The following is a 16,746-nucleotide window of genomic DNA, read 5'->3' on the forward strand; positions in this document are numbered from 1 at the left end:
AAACCTCGCAGGCGCGGGGCTGGTCGCGCGATTGGCCCCGCAGTGCGCGACCAGCCCCGTGGCGTCCACCGTATTATCCGGATATGGCAACCGCCCTGATCGTCGTCGACGTGCAGAACGACTTCTGCGAGGGCGGCGCGTTGGCGGTGGCTGGCGGGAGCGCCGTCGCCGCAGGCCTTGCCGAGCTGCTGAGAAGTCCGGGCAGAGGCGGGCACGACCTCGTCGTCGCAACGCGGGATTGGCATATCGACCCCGGAGCGCATTTCTCCGCGACGCCGGACTACGTCCACTCGTGGCCGCCGCACTGCCGGGCAGGCAGCCCTGGCGCCGAGCTGCGCCCCGAGCTCGCCGACGCGCGGTTCGACGCGGTTTTCGACAAGGGCCACCACAGCGCGGCGTATTCGGGCTTCGAAGGCTCGGACCAGTCCGGCACGGCGCTCGAAGCCTGGCTGCGCGAGCGGGACGTCGGCGGTGTGGACGTGGTCGGCGTCGCCACCGACTTTTGCGTCGCCGCGACCGCGCTCGACGCGGCGAAGGCCGGATTCGCGACGCGGGTGTTGCTTGACCGCTGCGCGGCGGTGCGCCCGCAAGCCGTCCCGCGGACACGTCAAAAACTGGCTCGACACGGGGTTGTTCTCCTGTGACCTGACCCGCGATCCGCCCGGCTGTGGCGTACACTTGTTCGGTGCCTCATGCCGCGCTCAAGCTTCTCGACGTCGCGGTGGCCCATGTGGGCGGGGCGAAGCGCGAGCCGCAGGCCGTCATGGCGAAAGCGGTCGCGGAGACATTCAACGCCAAACGCAGCCCCGCTCCCGGCGGCGGGCGCGTCCTCGCCGTCCAAGCCGGCCCCGGCACCGGGAAATCGCTCGCATACCTCGTTCCAGCCGTCGAGCACGCGGTGCGGGCGGGCGAGCCGGTTGTGGTCTCCACCGCCACCATCGCCCTGCAGCGCCAACTGGTGGACCGGGACCTGCCCGCGCTGAGCGCGGCATTGGCCAAAACGCTCGGCAGAGCGCCGACATTCTCATTGCTCAAAGGGCGGGGGAACTACCTCTGCCTGCACAAGCTCACCGCGCCGCTGGCCGACGAGCCGGATTCTGGGGCTGCGCCCGCAGGCTCTGCGAGCGGGAGCCTGTTCGATCCGCCTCGGCCGACAGGCAAAAAAGCCCCTGCGCAATCCGACCTCGGAGCCGAAGTCGCCCGCATCGCCGAATGGGCGGACGGAACCACGACCGGGGACCGCGAGGAACTGCGCCCCGGCGTGAGCGATCGGGCCTGGCGGCAATTCTCAGTCACCCAAGGCGAGTGCCTGGGCATGAGCCGCTGCCCCAAAGGGACCTCCTGCTGGGCGGAAAAGGCAAAGACAGCGTCGGCGAAAGTCGATGTGGTGGTCACGAACCACGCCATGCTCGCGATCGACCTGATCGGCGAGAACTCGTTGCTGCCGGAGCACACGTCCGTCGTTGTGGACGAGGCGCACGAGCTCGTGGACAATGTGACCGGGGCCGCGACAGGGGCGACCGGGCCAGGCCCGGTCGCCATTGCCGTGCGGCGCTGCGGGAAGCTGCTCACCGACGAGCTGCGCGCGCGCCTGGAAAGCGCGGCCGACACGCTGGGCAGGATCATCGGCGAGGCCCCCGAAGGGTTCTGGCGACAGGCCCCCGATGGCGCGCCGGAAGCAGTGGCCGTGCTGCAGAGCGCCGCGGCGGCGGCCCTGGCCGGCGTCAGCGCCCTGCCAAAGGCGGAAAACCCGGCAGAGACCGCCTCCCGGCTCTCCGCCATGACAAGCCTTGAGGACGTCGTCGCGGTCTGCGGCCGAGTCAAGCGCGTCTTCGCCGAACGCGACCTCGCCGCGCGGACCGAAGCGGTGTGGACCACCGCCCCGCCCGGCAAAGACTGGCGGGACAAGGAGCCGCCCAGCCTGCTCCACGTCGCGCCGGTGACCGTGGGGGCCCTGTTGCGCGAGCGCCTCTTCGGCGAGAAGACTGTGGTGCTCACCTCCGCGACATTGACGCCCGGCGGCCATTTCGACGATCTCGCGGGCGACTGGGGGCTCGACGACGCGAACGCTCCCCCCTGGTCCTCGCTCGACGTCGGCTCGCCATTCGCGCACAAAGCGGCAGGCATCTGCTACATCGCCAAGCACCTCCCCCCGCCGGGCCGCGACGGCGCGGACCCCGCGCAGCACGATGTGCTGCGCGAGCTGGTCGAAGCCGCGGGCGGGCGCACCCTCGGCTTGTTCTCCTCGCTGCGCGCGGCGCAAGCTGCCGCGGAAGCGATGCGCGCGACGCTCGACACGCCTGTGCTCTGTCAAGGCGAAGACACCACTGGCGCGTTGATCGAGACCTTCGCGGGCGATGCGCAAACCTCGCTGTTCGGCACTCTCTCGCTCTGGCAAGGGGTGGATGTGCCGGGGCCGTCGCTCTCCTTAGTGGTGATCGACCGAATCCCTTTCCCGCGCCCTGACGACCCGCTCACCATCGCGCGCACCCACGCGGCGCAGGCCAAGGGGCGCAACGGCTTCCTTTCGGTGTCGGCAAGCCATGCCGCGGTGCTGCTCGCCCAGGGCTTCGGGCGCCTTTTGCGCTCGGTCTCGGACCGAGGCGTGGTCGCCGTGCTCGACTCCCGACTGGCCACCGCGCGGTATGCTGACTATCTCAAAGCCAGTCTTCCCCCGTTCTGGGAGACCACGGATCTTGCGGTGACGAAGGCGGCCTTGCGCCGCTTGCGCGAACAGGACGACAAGCCAAAGCTCTGAGACACGCCAAAGCCGCGTCACTGTTCCCCTTTTTTTGGCAAACAAGCGGAACACGCGCTCCGCTGGCAGGCAAACGTTGACGGAGACAAGCTTCGAACTCGTCATTGCGGACAAGCCAGCCCCGGCGGAGCTGGTCGCAGAGCGAGGCGTGCGGCGCACCCAGCCCGGGACGGGCCGCGCCGAGCAGGCCGCCCCTGTCGAGCTGCCCGAGGCTGCGCAAGAGGACATGCTCCGCGAGCGTGTGCAGCTGTCGCCGGAAAGCCACCGAGCGCTTGTGCGCCTCTGCGCAGAATACCGGCTGCACTGCGCACGGCCTCGTGACCGCAGTCCCCCAGGCCTCGATCACCAATATCGGCGCGAAGCCCGCGCGCAGAGTCCGCAGGCTCCTGCTCGACATCGTCGCGCGGATCCACACGGGGCAATAAATACTTCACAAACGTCACTTTTGCGCCTACACTTCAGACAGGCCCGAGAAACCAGGCCCGAGAAACAAGGCCCAAGAAACAAAGGAGGCGAGCTCAACGATGAAGCTCATAACGGCAGAGCCTGTTCACCTCGGAGCGCTCCGCCGCCCGTTGTCGCCCTTGGAATCCTGGTTCGCACTGTCCAGGATGACGATTTGGTACACGATCGAGGCGGACGGCCCGGTGGATCGTGAGGCGCTGCGCGAGAGCATGCGCCTTTTGCGCCTTGAGCATCCTGTGCTCGACGGCAGATTCGTCCCTGGCTCGGGAGGAGAAAAAGCCGGGTTGCCGGATCTGGACCTGGTGGCGCCCGCAGGCTCTGAGATCGTCATCCGCGAGAACCGCGAAGGATCGGTCTTTGCGGATCACAACGAAGCGCTCTCGTTCCTCGACATCACCCACCAGGACGGGCACACGCTGGTCTCGTTCGCGGTGCACCACGCGATCGCCGACGGCAGGCTCGGAGCCTATTGGCACCGCAGGCTGTGGTCCCTCTACACCGACCTCGTCGAAGGGGTCCGCCCGACAGTCGAACCGCACCCTCTGCCGAGCGCGCCCGAAACCGCCCTGGCTGAACGAAACGTCGCGCGGGCGTCCTCCGGGTCGGACCGGCTGGGCTGCGCCGAGCCGACCGATCTTCCCCAACCCGCGAACGTCGTTTTCGCTCGGGAACGCATCAAATTGTCGGGGGCGCAGACGAAGCGGCTGCACGAGCGCGCACGGGCGTTGGGCATCAGCGTGCACGCGCTGCTGTGCGGCATATGCTCGGTCGTCGAACGGCGCAGGATGCGCCTGCCTGAGCACTTCGCCGTCCCGTTGTGCATAGACACGCCGGTGGATCTGCGCGAGCGGCTGGACCCGCCCGCGCAAGCCTGGGACATCACCAACGCCCTCGGCACCTCTGCGGGGCTGGTCTGCGTCCTGCCCGGCAGCGATCCTTTCACCCTGGGCAAGCAATTGCTCGAACAGCTGCGTGAGGACCTGAAATCCGGCGCCGTGTACGAAAGCCTCCTGCGCTTCGCAGAATTGCTTGTCGCCGATCAGCCAAACATCCCCCGGATCACCGCGACGAACATGGGAGTGATGGAGTCGGTGCGGACCCCGCAGTGCCTGCGCGTGCACGACTTCAAAGGCTGGGTGGAGTTCGACTCGAGCGCCATCGCGAACTACATGTCCGCTCTCGGCTCGAGCACCTCCAACCGGTCCAGCTCGATCTACCTCATCTACACCTACGAAGGCAGGCTCGCCATCGAGTTCGGCCTGCAGCGCGGCGAGGAAACCGCGCGCGCGCACGCCGCCGAGCTCGAAGCGCTGATCCTCGACGCCATCTGAAGGAACCGGCCGCCTGCGCCCGTCCGCAGCGCCTCGCGCCGACCGGCCTGCACCAGCCACGCCGCGCGCTCATCCGGTAGCGTGAGAGCATGACCGCACGACTGGTGATCGACGACATCGCTCCAGCGGTCGGCGAGGAGCCGTACCCCGCCAAAGCCGTCCTCGGCGAGTTGTTCCCCGTGCGCGCCGTGGTGTGGGGGGACGGGCACGACGCGCTCGGCGCGACGGTCGTCGCGACGGCCCCTGGCTCGAGGAACGCCCTCGCCCTGCATATGCGCCCGGGGTCCGAGCCGGACACATTTCACGCGCTGCTGCCGCTCGAAACGCAAGGGCTCTGGCAGTTCCGCGTCGACGCCTGGCGAGATCCCTACACGACCTGGCGCGGACATATCGAGGCGTTCCTGGCGACCAGCTCTGGCGACGTCGAGCCGACGCCGCACGCCAACGAAGCCGAAGAGGGCGCTCGGATACTCGCCCGGGCGCAGGAGCTGGCCCGCGGCAGCGAGCGCAAGACGCTCGCGGCGGCGACGCGGCGCCTGCGTTGCCCAGGTTCGCTGCGCGCCCGCGCCGAACTCGCGGTCAGCGCGGACGTCGTGGCGATCATGCGCCGCCACCCCGTGCGCGAACTCGTGACCCGAGGCCGCACGCACCGGGTCTTCGTGGAGCGCGGCCGAGCCGCCCGGGGAGCGTGGTACGAGTTCTTCCCCCGCTCCACCGGCGGTTGGAGCGAGAACGGCTCCCCCAAGCACGGGACTTTCGCCACCGCCGAAGCGCAGCTCGAACGCGCCGCCGCGATGGGCTTCGACGTGGTGTACCTCCCCCCTGTCCACCCCATCGGCACAACTGCCCGCAAGGGCCGCAACAACGCGCTCGTCGCCGACGCCGACGATGTGGGCTCGCCGTGGGCGATCGGCGCGGCCGAAGGCGGCCACGACGCGATCCACCCGCAGCTGGGCGATGAAAAAGACTTCCAGCGGTTCGTCTCGCGAGCCGGTGAGCTCGGCTTGGAGGTCGCGCTCGACCTCGCCCTGCAGTGCAGCCCCGACCACCCGTGGGTCCAGCAGCATCCGCAGTGGTTCACCACCCGCCCGGACGGCACCATCGCCTGCGCGGAGAACCCGCCGAAGAAATACCAAGACATCTACCCCCTGAACTTCGACAACGATCCGGGCGGACTGCGCCAAGCCGTGCTTGCGGTGGTGCTCAAGTGGATCGGGCTCGGCGTGCAGATTTTCCGGGTCGACAACCCGCACACGAAGCCTCCGGACTTCTGGAGCTGGCTCATCGCGCGGATCTGGCAGGAGCACCCAGACGTGGTGTTCCTCTCCGAGGCGTTCACCCGCCCGGCCCGGCTCTACGGGCTTGCGAAGCTCGGCTTCAGCCAGTCCTACACCTACTTCACGTGGCGCGGCGCGAAGCGCGAGCTGACCGAGTTCATGGCCGACCTTGTCGAGCACGCCGACGTGTGCAGGCCCAATCTGTTCGTGAACACGCCGGACATCCTGACCGACCAGCTCGTCCGGGGCGGCGAGGCGACCTTCGCCTCACGCGCCGCGCTCGCCGCGACCCTTGGCCCGTCCTGGGGCATGTACAGCGGGTACGAACTGTACGAGCACCTCCCGGTGCGCCCAGGCAGCGAAGAGTACCTGGATTCGGAGAAATACGAGCTGCGCCCGAGGGACTTCGCGGGTGCGCTGCGCGCGGGGCGTTCGCTGGAGCCGTGGATCGCCAAGCTCAACGCGATACGCAAAGCGCATCCCGCCCTCGGGCAGTTGCGCACACTTCGTTTCCACTACCCCGAAGACGACGCCGTCATCGCCTACTCGAAGCACGACCCGGCGAGCGGGGACGCAGTGCTGGTCGTGGTCACTCTCGACCCGCAGGCCCCTCGGGAGACCACGCTCTGGCTGGACCTCGAAGGGATCGGCCAGGAGCCCGGCGCGCGTTTCCCCGTCCGCGACGAGGTGACCGGCCAAGAGTGGGAATGGGGACACGGCAACTACGTGCGCCTGGACCCTGCTTTCTTCGTCGCTCACATCATCGCCCTGCCGACCATTCCCGCCCCGACCCGAGAGGTGCTGGCGTACCGCAGATGAGCACTGAATTCACCCACAGCGAGCCCGAGGACCAGGCGGCGGAGCGCAACTGGGCGCAGATTCCCGCAGCCGACCTGGAACTGCTGCTCGCAGGAGCCCACTTCGACCCGCATCGCGTCTACGGGGCGCACCCGACCGGCTCAGGCTGGACCGTTCGCGCCGCGCGGCCCCTCGCGAAGAGCGTGACGGCGGTCTTCGCGGACGGCTCCAACGTCCCGCTCGAACACCTCGGCCACGGCATATTCGGCACGCACATCCCCCTTTTCAACCTGCCCAGCTACGAACTGCGCACAGAGTACGAGGACGGCAACATTGTCCTCGAGGCCGACGGCTACAGCTTCGGCCCCACGCTCGGGGAACTGGACCTGCACTTGATCGGCGAAGGCCGCCACGAGCGGCTTTGGGAGGCGCTGGGCGCGCACCCGGCCACAATCGGCTCGACCGAGGGGACCGCGTTCCGCGTGTGGGCTCCGAACGCGAAAGGCGTCGCGGTCGTCGGCGAGTTCAACAGCTGGAACCCGAATGCCGCCCCGATGCGCTCACTCGGTTCGAGCGGCGTGTGGGAGATCTTCCTCCCCGATGTGGGCGCCGGCGCGAAATACAAGTTCAACGTCCTCGGCTCGGACGGCGTCGCCCGGTTGAAGGCGGACCCGTTCGCCTTCCAGGCCGAGCATCCGCCGCAGACCGCGTCCGTGGTGGCCGAAAGCGACTTCACATGGTCCGACCAGGCATGGCTCGAACGCCGCGCGAAGAGCGCCCCCTACGACGAGCCGATGGCCGTGTACGAGGTCCACCTCGGCTCCTTCGCGCCAGGACTGGGCTACCGCGAACTCGCGGAGCAGATCGCGCGACACGCGGCAGACCTCGGCTTCACCCATGTGGAGCTGCTGCCGGTCGCCGAGCACCCGTTCGGCGGATCATGGGGATACCAGGTCACCTCGTACTTCGCCCCCACCTCGCGTTATGGCTCCCCCGACGACTTCCGCGCCTTCGTCGACCATCTGCACAACCAGGGTCTCGGGGTGCTCTTGGACTGGGTGCCCGCGCATTTCCCCAAGGACGAGTGGGCGCTCGCGCGATTCGACGGCAGCCCGCTGTACGAACATCCGGACCCGCGCCGGGGCGAGCAGCCGGACTGGGGCACCTATGTCTTCGACTTCGGCCGCCACGAGGTGCGCAACTTCCTCGTCGCCAACGCGCTCTACTGGTTCGAAGAGTTCCACATCGACGGGCTTCGAGTGGACGCGGTGGCGTCCATGCTCTACCTCGACTACTCCCGGCCCGAGGGGCAATGGGCTCCGAACGCGTACGGCGGACGGGAGAACCTCGACGCGGTGCAGTTCCTGCAAGAGCTCAACGCGACCGTGCACAAACACCACCAGGGCGTGGTCACCATCGCCGAAGAGTCCACCGCCTGGCCCGGTGTGACCCGGCTGACCTCGCTCGGCGGCCTCGGCTTCGGCATGAAGTGGAACATGGGCTGGATGCACGACTCGTTGCGCTATTTCGGCCACGACCCGATCCACCGGATGTACCACCACAACGAGATCACGTTCTCGCTCATGTACGCGTGGAGCGAGAACTACGTCTTGCCCATCAGCCACGACGAGGTCGTGCACGGCAAAGGGACGTTGTGGTCGCGCATGCCAGGGCCGAGCCGCGACAAAGCCGCGGGCGTTCGCTCCTACCTCGCCTACATGTGGGCGCACCCTGGGAAGAAGCTGCTCTTCATGGGCCAAGAGTTCGGCCAAACCGCCGAATGGTCCGCGGAAAAAGGCCTCGACTGGTGGCAGCTGGACGGCTGGGAGGGCGAACTGCACCGGGGTGTGCTCGACCTCGTCCGCGACATGGGCCGGATGTACCGCGAACACCCGGCGCTGTGGAGCATGGACGCCTCTCCCTCGGGCTTCGAGTGGATCGACGCGAGCGACGCGCAAAACAATGTGCTCTCTTTCCTGCGGATATCAGCAGACGGACAAAAGCTCGCGTGCCTGGTGAACCTGTCCGGGTCGGACCTGTCGAGCTACCGGGTGGGGCTCCCGGAGGCGGGCGAGTGGACCGAAATCCTCAACACGGACGCCGAACTGTACGCGGGCTCGGGCAAAGGCAACCTGGGGTCGGTCATCGCGGAGCCGCGGCCGTACCACGGAAGACCCGCTTCGGCGCAGATCCGCATGGCAAGGCTCTCGGTGCTCTGGCTCGTTCCCAAACGCTAGGACACGTGCCGCCCGCGGCCGTCATGCGGCCTTCGCGAACGGCAGGTTCTATCATCATTCCCATGCGCCATCGTGGGATAGCGACCCTCCTTCTTCTCGCCATGTGCCTTATGACGGCGAGCTGTGTCGAAGTCGTCAGCGGCAAACCTTCCCGCACGCCACCGAGCTACCGCGACGTGGTGCCCGGCCTGCCCGCGGCCGCAGGCCCGAACGGCCTGAAAGCAGGTGTGCCTGTCCAAGCCCGCCCGCTGCGGGGAACCCAGGGCGAAGACGAGACGGGGAGGAAGACCGACCAGCTCGCCATGGCCGCCCTGGAGGACATCGAGGCGTTCTGGAAAGAGAAACTGCCGAAATATTTCACGCGCGCCGCCCCGTTCCAGCCGGTGGGCACGCTCTACTCGTACGATTCGCGCGACCGCGACGCCATGGCCTGCGGCCACACCACCTACAACGAGCCCAATGCCATGTACTGCCCGAGGGAGGACGCCATCGCCTGGGACCGGGGGCTGCTGATGCCGCTCTTGGACAACGAATTCCCGCCGATAGCGATCGTGGCGGTCTTCGCCCACGAATACGGGCACCGAATCCAACACCTCGCCAAAACCGCCGACGAGACCGACCCGACGATCGTCCTCGAACAGCAAGCCGACTGCTTCGCGGGCTTCTTCATCCACCACGTCGTGCAAGGCCGCGCGAAACACTTCCAGCTGAACTCGTCGAACGGGCTCAACACCATTTTGGCCGCGATGCTGGCGTTGCGGGACACCCCGAAAGCCGCCACCGAGGACGATTACGAGGAGAACGAGCACGGGAGCGGCTTCGACCGGGTCAGCGCCTTCCGCATGGGATTCGCCGAGGGCGCGGACGCGTGCGCGAAGATTGACAAAAAAGAGATCGACAAGCGCCGTAAGGGGCTGCCGATCGTCCCCGACCCCCGGCTCGGCCAGGACAACGTGCCGATCGACCGATCGCATATCGAGCACTACGTCATTGCGTCGATCAACAATTTCTACAAAGACATGCTGCCCACGCCGCCCAAGGTGACCTACGGCGGGATCGACAAGACCTGCCCGAACCAAAAACTCGACCCAGACCCGCACAAGGCGCCGCCCGCGCTGTACTGCGAGGCGACTGACACCGTCAGCCTCGACATACCCGCCCTCGCCAAGATCGGAGTCCCGACGCAAGAGGGAGGGGTGCCGCTGCAGATCACCGGGGACACGGCGGCGTTCTCCATCATCGCCTCACGCTTCGCCCTCGCGTACCTCAAGCACATCGGCCAACCCCGCAGCGGCCTTGGCGCGGGACTGGTCGGGGCTTGCCTCGCCGGGGCCTGGTTGCGCAGCATCGTCGGCGTGCCCGGCGTCGACGTGCAGAACAAACCCATTATTCTCACCCCAGGCGACCTGGACAAACCCACGAGCGAACTGCTCCAGCACGGCTATATCGCCCAAGACGTCAACAACCAGGCGGCGCCGAGCGCGCTCACCCGGTTCAACGCGTTCCGCGTGGGCGTCGTCGGCCCGAAAGAGGTGTGCGTGAAGCAGTACCCGCCGCTGGCCTAGCACAGGGCTGGACTGGCACAGAGTTGGACTAGTACAGGGCGCTCGCCAGCTTCCGCCGCGCAGCGATGACCGTCGGGTCTGCGGGGTCGAAGAGCTCGAACAGCTCCAGGAGCCGCACGCGCGCAGTGGTCTTGCCCGGATCGGGGCTGGTCCGCACCAGAGCGATCAGCCGGTCGAAGGCCTGCTCCGCCCGCCCTGCCGCGACCTCGAGGTCGGCCATGTCCAGTTGCGCGGCAGTGTCGCCCGGCTCCTCCTGAGCCGCGCGCACCGTGTTCTCCGGAGAGAGAGCGCTCACACGTTCGAGGAAAGCCACTTCCCGCAAACCAGCTTCCGCAGTGGCTTTGCGGGCAGCGGCCTTCTGGGAACCCTCGGTCTCATCAGTCCCACGCGCTTTGATGTCTTCGAACAACGCCTTCGCCTCGGCGAAGTCGCCTGCGGAAAGGGCCTCCGAAGCGGCGACGAGCCGAGGGTCCACAGGCTCGTCGCCGCTTTCCTCCTGTCCGTACAACGGCGCGGCCTGTTCGAGCACATCAGCGAGCCACTGCTTCACCGTGGCTTCGGGCTGCGCCCCTTGGAAGGCGCTCACCGGACGCCCGCCCGCGATGGCCACGACCATGGGGATCGAACGCGCTCCGAAGACCTGGGCGATCCTCTGGTTCGCGTCCACATCCACCTTCGCGAGCGCCCAACGTCCGCCCGACTGCGCCGCCAAGCCTTCGAGCACCGGGGAGAGCTGCTTGCACGGCTGGCACCACGGCGCCCACAAATCGACGACGACGACCTGGCGGGTCGAGCGCTCCAGCACCTGGCTCTCGAAATCTGCCTCGTCCACGTCGAAAACATGCTCGGATTCGGCGGCGGGGCCTGCCGCTGTGCCGGCAGCAGAACCTTCGGGCGATTGCGCGGGTGGCGCCGGACGGTCAGCTTGGGCTTTGAGGGCGGACAAATCCACCGCTCCGTACATGGAAGCCGCGCGTGATGGCTGAGGTCTGGTCATGATGCCAGTTTCGCACAGTGCCGGACCCAGTTGCACAACAGCTGGTTGCCGACGGAGCCAGATTTCTCGGGATGGAACTGGGTCGCCCAAAGCGGCCCGTTCTCCACGGCGGCGACGAATCGGCTGCCGTGCTCGCCCCAGCTCAGGCGAGGAGCCGCGAAGGGCCCGTCCACCACGAGCGGAAACTCCCGCGCGGCGTAGGAGTGCGCGAAGTACACCCTGGCCCCCGGCTCGACGCCGGCGAAAAGCTCGCTGTCCGAGGGGAAATCCACTGTGTTCCAACCCATGTGCGGCAGCACCGGGGCTTCGAGGCGCCGCACCTGTCCCGGCCACTGCCCGAGACCGGGCTCGGGAGTCTGGTGGTGGCGCTCTTCGCTGCCGTCGAACAGGATCTGCATGCCGACGCAGATCCCCAGGACCGGCCTGGCGCCTGCGAGACGTTGGTCCACGAGCTTGTCCCCGCCAGCGTCTCGCAAACCCTTCGCGCACGCGTCGAACGCGCCGACTCCGGGGACGAGCAAGCCGTCTGCGGCAAGGGCTGCTTTCGCGTCTGCGGCGATCTGCACCTGCGCTCCGGTTTTCGCCACCGCCTTGGCGACCGAGTGGACATTGCCGTAGCCGTAGTCGAAGACGACGACCGAGGTCACAGGACGCCCTTCGTGCTGGGCACCCGCCCCTGCGTTCTCGGGTCGAGCGCCACCGCGTGGCGCAACGCCCGCGCCACGGCCTTGTACTGCGCCTCGGTGATGTGGTGCGGGTCCCTGCCGTGGACGACCCGCACATGCAGGGCGATCTGCGCGTTGCAGCTCAACGACTCGAAGACGTGCCGGTTCATCACGGTGTGGTACGGGACCGATGACCCGGCGATAGTGAACGTCTCCAGCCCTTGCGGCTCCCCGGCGTGCACGAAATACGGGCGCCCCGAGACGTCGACCGCCGCGTGCGCGAGGGATTCGTCCATCGGCACCCAGGCGTCCCCGAACCGGGTGATCCCGGCCTTGTCGCCGAGGGCCTGGCGGATCGCTTGGCCGAGGCAGATCGCGGTGTCTTCCACCGTGTGGTGCGCCTCGATCTCGACGTCGCCTTCGGCGTGGACGGTCAGGTCGAAGCCGCCGTGCGCGCCGAAGGCGGTGAGCATGTGGTCGTAGAAGGGCACGCCGGTGGCGACGTCTGTGGCCCCGGAGCCGTCAAGGCCGATCTCCACGAGCACCTTTGTCTCTTTGGTGGCCCGTTCAATTCGCGCCTGCCGTGTCGCGCTCATCTGGTCTCCTTCCGTTCCAGGCTTTGGCTGATCTCCAGGAACAGGTCGTTCTCCGCTTTGAGCCCCACGCTCATTCTGAGCAGATGCGGCAGGCCCATGTCTCGGACGAGCACCCCTCTGTCCAAGTACGCTTGCCACGCCTCGCCCTCCTGCGGGAAAAATCCGTAGAGCAGGAAGTTCGCGTCGGTCGGGTAGACGTGGTAGCCCATTGCCCGCAGCGCAAGGGCCACCCGGTCGCGCTCTGCCGACACGTCGGCCACCGACGCGAGCGTGAGATCCGCGTGGCGCAGCGCCGCCCGCGCGGCTGCCTGGGTCAGCACCGAAAGGTGGTACGGCAGACGCACCAGCAGCATCGCGTCGACCATCGCGGGCGAGGCCGCGAAGTAGCCGAGCCGCGCCCCGGCGAACGCGAACGCTTTGCTCATCGTCCGCGTCACCACCAACTTGGCGGGAAATTCGCCGAGCATCCGGATCGCGCTGGGTTGGCCGGTGAACTCCCCGTACGCCTCGTCCACGACCACGATGCCAGGGGCCGCCTCGACAATGGCGCGGATCTGATCGACGGGGAGGGCGGCGCCCGTCGGGTTGTTCGGGGTGGTCAGGAAGACAACGTCCGGGCGGTGTTCGGCAAGGGCGGCGAGGGCGCGGTCCGTGTCGATCGTGAAATCATCGCGCCTCGGGCACTCGGCCCAGTCCGTGTGCGTGCCCCTGGCGATGACGGGGTGCATGGAGTACGACGGGGTGAAGCCCAACGCGGTGCGGCCCGGCCCGCCGAAGGCTTGCAACAGCTGTTGCAGGATCTCGTTCGAGCCGTTCGCAGCCCACAAGTTGGCGGCGGTGAGCTGCGCTCCGGTGCGCTTGGCGAGATAGCGCGCGAGGTCTTCGCGCAACGCGGCCGCGTCCCGGTCCGGGTAGCGGTTCATCTCAGCGGCGGCGTGCGCGACGGACTTCTCCAGGTCTTCGATGAGCTCGGAAGCGGGCTGATGCGGGTTCTCGTTGGTGTTGAGCCGCGCGAACACCTCCAGTTGCGGAGCGCCGTACGGCTCTTTGCCGCGAAGCTCGGGGCGCAACGGCAAGTCCCAAAGGCGCACCGGCGGCGCCTCCTGCATGGGGGGGACGCTCATGCGAACCTCGCTTTGACGGCCTCGCCGTGCGCGGGCAATTGTTCGGCGGCCGCGAGTTCCTGAACATGGCCGGCGACTTCCTTGAGCGCGGCCTCGCTGTACTCGACGACTTGCATGCCGCGCAGGAACACGCCCACTTCCAAACCGGAGCTGTGCCGCGCGGTCGCGGCGGTGGGCAAGACGTGGTTCGACCCGGCGCAGTAGTCGCCCAGGCTGACCGGGGCCCAAGGGCCGACGAAAACCGCGCCCGCCGCGCGCACCCGCCCCGCGACCGCTGCCGCGTCCTCGGTGATGACCTCCAAGTGCTCCGGGGCGTGGGCGTTCACCACGGCGATCCCCTGCGCAAGATCGTCCACGAGGACCACCGCCGACTGCGAACCCGCTAGGGCGGCGTGGATCTGGGCCTGGCGGTCCGCGCGCGGGATCTGCCGCGCGAGTTCGGCCTCGACGGCGCCGACCAGCTGTTCGGAGGGGGTGACGAGGACGCTCGCCGCGTTCTCGTCGTGTTCGGCTTGGCTGATGAGATCCGCCGCGACGTGCGCGGGGTTCGCGGTGTCGTCCGCGAGGACGAGGATTTCGGTGGGCCCTGCTTCCGCGTCAATGCCCACCCGTGAGCGCACAAGGCGCTTCGCGGCGGCGACGAAGACATTCCCCGGACCGGTGATGACGTCCACCGGGTCGAGTTCGGCCCCGTCAGTGTCCGCGCCGCCGTGCGCCAGCAATGCCACTGCTTGCGCGCCGCCGACCGCCCACACTTCGTCCACGCCGAGCAACGCGGCGGCGGCGAGCACCAACGGATGCGGCAGGCCGTTGTTGCCGCGCTGCGGCGGGGAGGCGACGACAATCGACCGCACCCCGGCGACCTGCGCCGGGACCACATTCATCACGACGCTCGACGGGTACACGGCCTTGCCGCCGGGGACGTAGAGGCCGACTCGGTCCACCGGAACCCAGCGTTGCAGCACCGTCGCGCCGTCGGCGAGGACTGTGGTCGTCTCCGGCCGCAGTTGCGCCTCATGGCCGAGGCGGGCGCGGGCAATGGCTTCGAGCAGCGCGGCGCGGACCGCCGGGTCGAGTGCGGCTTGCGCCTCTTTGAGCACCCGCTCGGGCACCCGGACCCGATCGGGCCGAATGCCGTCGAAGCGTTCGCCGAACGCCAGGGCCGCCTCCGCGCCGCCCTCGGCGACACGGCGGACGATGTCCTCCACAATTCCGGCGACCGAGTCCACCGCCACCTCGCCCCGAGGAACGACGTCGCGCAACTCCCGCGCCGAAAGCCGCCGACCGCGCAAGTCGATACGGCGCAGCGAGAGCGTGGTTCCAGGCATACACGCAGTCTAGCCTGGGGCGGCAACGGCTTTTGAAATCTCTGGGCGAGTTGCGTTCTGGGCGAGGGCGAAACGGCAAGAGCCAGGCGAAGTCGCCGGTTGACCGCCGCCGAAGGGGAGGCCCGAACCGACGCTGCTCGGATTGCGAGCCCTTCGAGAACGAATGAGCGAATCCGCTCCCACCAGCGATTGCAGGATTCGCCATGCGCAGACAGGCTCTCGGGCTGAACCTGAACGGCCCTTTGCCGAGCTGCTCAGGCGCCTCGCGAACGGTCTGCGTGCCGCTGCGGGCTCCCGCGCGCGTCGGGATGTCGGCGACCAGTTCTCTGCGCCTGTCCCCATGCCAGTCCGCGTCAGCGGTGGCAAAAACCACCGACTGGCTCGATGGGAAAACAAAACGCCCACAACTGGGCGCGGCGTCCGCGATATCCTGCTGAGACGCGCCGCCCTGGGACAACTAGGCTGTGAAGGTGCTGCCGTCGATGACGAACCGGTACCGCACATCGCTCTTGAGGACGCGCTCGTAGGCCTCGTTGATCTGGCTGGACTCGATCCGCTCCACTTCGGAGCCAATGCCCTTCTCCCCGCAGAAGTCCAGCATCTCCTGCGTCTCGGCGATCCCGCCGATGAGCGAGCCCGCCCAGCGGCGGCGGCCCATGACCAAAGGCGAGGGGCTGAAGCTCAACGGGTGCTCCGGCAGGCCCAACTGCACCAGCGTGCCGTCACGGTCGAGCAGGTTCAACAGGCCAGCGATGTCGACGCCGTCCGAAACTGTGTTGAGGATGAGGTCGAAGGAGCGGGCGAGCTGCTGGAACGTCGCCTTGTCGCTGGTCGCGTAATAGTGGTCCGCGCCGAGCGTGAAACCGTCCTCCTGTTTGCGCAGCGACTGGCTGAGCACAGTCACCTCGGAGCCCATCGCGTCAGCCAGCTTCACAGCCATGTGGCCGAGACCGCCGAGGCCGACGACGCCGACGCGCGTGCCCGGACCCGCGCCCCAGTGGCGCAACGGCGAGTAGGTGGTGATTCCTGCGCACAACAGCGGAGCGACCTGGTCGAGCGGCAGGTTGGCCGGGACTTTGAGCGCGAAGCCCTCGTCGACGACAATGAGGTCGCTGTAGCCGCCGTAGGTCGCCAGGCCGTCTTTGCCCACCGCGTTGTACGTGCCGATCATGCCTGTCCCCGAGCAGTACTGCTCCTCCCCCGCCTTGCAGTCGGGGCACTCGCCGCAGGAGCCGACCATGCAGCCGACCCCGGCGTGGTCGCCCACGGCGAACTTCTCCACCTCGGAGCCGACCTGTGTGACGATCCCGGCGATCTCGTGCCCCGGCACCACGGGGAAGCTCGCGGGGCCCCAATGGTTGCGCACCGTGTGGATGTCGCTGTGGCAGATGCCAGCCCACACGATGTCGATGACAATGTCTTTGGGGCCGGGTTCCCGGCGCTGCACCACCGCCGGGCGCAACGGCTCAGTCGGAGAGAACGCGGCGTACGCGGGAACAGACAAAGTCACGAGAGTCTCCTTCTGGTTGTGGGGCAGATCGCGCATTCGTCGATGTGCATGTGTCCACCCTAGAACCTGGAGCACGCTCCAGGTCAACTCGCAGC

Annotated in this window: 12 protein-coding genes; 6 read left to right on the forward strand and 6 right to left on the reverse strand. The window is 68.0% G+C overall.

The genetic code is table 11. The annotated features are described in order from the left end of the window. Positions 1-83: 83 nt before the first annotated feature. The 6 genes from SROT_RS09130 (at position 84) to SROT_RS09155 (ending at position 10,431) form a co-directional block, all read left to right on the forward strand. Positions 84-644, forward strand: a complete 561-nt coding sequence (locus tag SROT_RS09130) for an isochorismatase family protein (protein ID WP_013138736.1) — start codon at positions 84-86, stop codon at positions 642-644. A gap of 41 nt (positions 645-685) precedes the next feature. Continuing rightward, positions 686-2,758 (forward strand): ATP-dependent DNA helicase, encoded by a 2,073-nt coding sequence (locus tag SROT_RS09135; RefSeq protein WP_041407137.1) that lies wholly within the window; start codon positions 686-688, stop codon positions 2,756-2,758. 611 nt (positions 2,759-3,369) lie between these two features. After that, the gene (locus tag SROT_RS09140) at positions 3,370-4,554 is read left to right on the forward strand and encodes a phthiocerol/phthiodiolone dimycocerosyl transferase family protein (protein ID WP_245535278.1); all 1,185 of its coding nucleotides are present in this window, start codon (positions 3,370-3,372) and stop codon (positions 4,552-4,554) included. 89 nt (positions 4,555-4,643) lie between these two features. Beyond that, a complete protein-coding gene (locus tag SROT_RS09145; protein ID WP_013138739.1) occupies positions 4,644-6,650 on the forward strand; it encodes an alpha-1,4-glucan--maltose-1-phosphate maltosyltransferase in 2,007 nt (668 codons plus the stop codon). Then, the gene (gene glgB, locus SROT_RS09150) at positions 6,647-8,866 is read left to right on the forward strand and encodes a 1,4-alpha-glucan branching protein GlgB (protein ID WP_013138740.1); all 2,220 of its coding nucleotides are present in this window, start codon (positions 6,647-6,649) and stop codon (positions 8,864-8,866) included. The genes SROT_RS09145 and glgB overlap by 4 nt, the downstream gene beginning before the upstream one ends. Positions 8,867-8,976: 110 nt before the next feature. Beyond that, positions 8,977-10,431, forward strand: coding sequence for a neutral zinc metallopeptidase (locus tag SROT_RS09155; RefSeq protein ID WP_013138741.1), 1,455 nt, complete (start codon positions 8,977-8,979; stop codon positions 10,429-10,431). Positions 10,432-10,459: 28 nt separating this feature from the next. On the opposite strand, the gene SROT_RS09160 is transcribed toward SROT_RS09155, so the two are convergent. From SROT_RS09160 to SROT_RS09185, 6 genes are all read right to left on the reverse strand, one after another. After that, positions 10,460-11,395 (reverse strand): tetratricopeptide repeat protein, encoded by a 936-nt coding sequence (locus SROT_RS09160; RefSeq protein WP_013138742.1) that lies wholly within the window; start codon positions 11,393-11,395, stop codon positions 10,460-10,462. Positions 11,396-11,424: 29 nt separating this feature from the next. Further along, positions 11,425-12,075, reverse strand: coding sequence for an imidazole glycerol phosphate synthase subunit HisH (hisH, locus tag SROT_RS09165; protein ID WP_013138743.1), 651 nt, complete (start codon positions 12,073-12,075; stop codon positions 11,425-11,427). Continuing rightward, positions 12,072-12,689, reverse strand: a complete 618-nt coding sequence (gene hisB / locus SROT_RS09170) for an imidazoleglycerol-phosphate dehydratase HisB (RefSeq protein ID WP_013138744.1) — start codon at positions 12,687-12,689, stop codon at positions 12,072-12,074. Before hisB ends, hisH begins: the two co-directional genes overlap by 4 nt. After that, positions 12,686-13,813, reverse strand: a complete 1,128-nt coding sequence (locus tag SROT_RS09175; protein WP_013138745.1) for a histidinol-phosphate transaminase — start codon at positions 13,811-13,813, stop codon at positions 12,686-12,688. Before SROT_RS09175 ends, hisB begins: the two co-directional genes overlap by 4 nt. Beyond that, positions 13,810-15,141 (reverse strand): histidinol dehydrogenase, encoded by a 1,332-nt coding sequence (hisD, locus tag SROT_RS09180; protein WP_013138746.1) that lies wholly within the window; start codon positions 15,139-15,141, stop codon positions 13,810-13,812. Before hisD ends, SROT_RS09175 begins: the two co-directional genes overlap by 4 nt. Before the next feature lie 457 nt (positions 15,142-15,598). Next, positions 15,599-16,651, reverse strand: a complete 1,053-nt coding sequence (locus SROT_RS09185) for an NAD(P)-dependent alcohol dehydrogenase (protein ID WP_013138748.1) — start codon at positions 16,649-16,651, stop codon at positions 15,599-15,601. Between the last annotated feature and the right edge of the window lie 95 nt (positions 16,652-16,746).

This window comes from Segniliparus rotundus DSM 44985 (assembly GCF_000092825.1).
GTDB lineage: Bacteria > Actinomycetota > Actinomycetes > Mycobacteriales > Mycobacteriaceae > Segniliparus > Segniliparus rotundus.

Excerpts from the sequence above, each read along its gene's own strand:
- SROT_RS09140 (WP_245535278.1), top strand. The coding sequence starts at position 3,370 with ATGACGATTTGGTACACGATCGAGGCGGACGGCCCGGTGGATCGTGAG.
- hisB (WP_013138744.1), bottom strand. The coding sequence starts at position 12,689 with ATGAGCGCGACACGGCAGGCGCGAATTGAACGGGCCACCAAAGAGACA.
- SROT_RS09155 (WP_013138741.1), top strand. The coding sequence starts at position 8,977 with ATGACGGCGAGCTGTGTCGAAGTCGTCAGCGGCAAACCTTCCCGCACG.
- glgB (WP_013138740.1), top strand. The coding sequence starts at position 6,647 with ATGAGCACTGAATTCACCCACAGCGAGCCCGAGGACCAGGCGGCGGAG.
- SROT_RS09145 (WP_013138739.1), top strand. The coding sequence starts at position 4,644 with ATGACCGCACGACTGGTGATCGACGACATCGCTCCAGCGGTCGGCGAG.
- SROT_RS09130 (WP_013138736.1), top strand. The coding sequence starts at position 84 with ATGGCAACCGCCCTGATCGTCGTCGACGTGCAGAACGACTTCTGCGAG.
- SROT_RS09175 (WP_013138745.1), bottom strand. The coding sequence starts at position 13,813 with ATGAGCGTCCCCCCCATGCAGGAGGCGCCGCCGGTGCGCCTTTGGGAC.
- hisD (WP_013138746.1), bottom strand. The coding sequence starts at position 15,141 with ATGCCTGGAACCACGCTCTCGCTGCGCCGTATCGACTTGCGCGGTCGG.
- SROT_RS09160 (WP_013138742.1), bottom strand. The coding sequence starts at position 11,395 with ATGTACGGAGCGGTGGATTTGTCCGCCCTCAAAGCCCAAGCTGACCGT.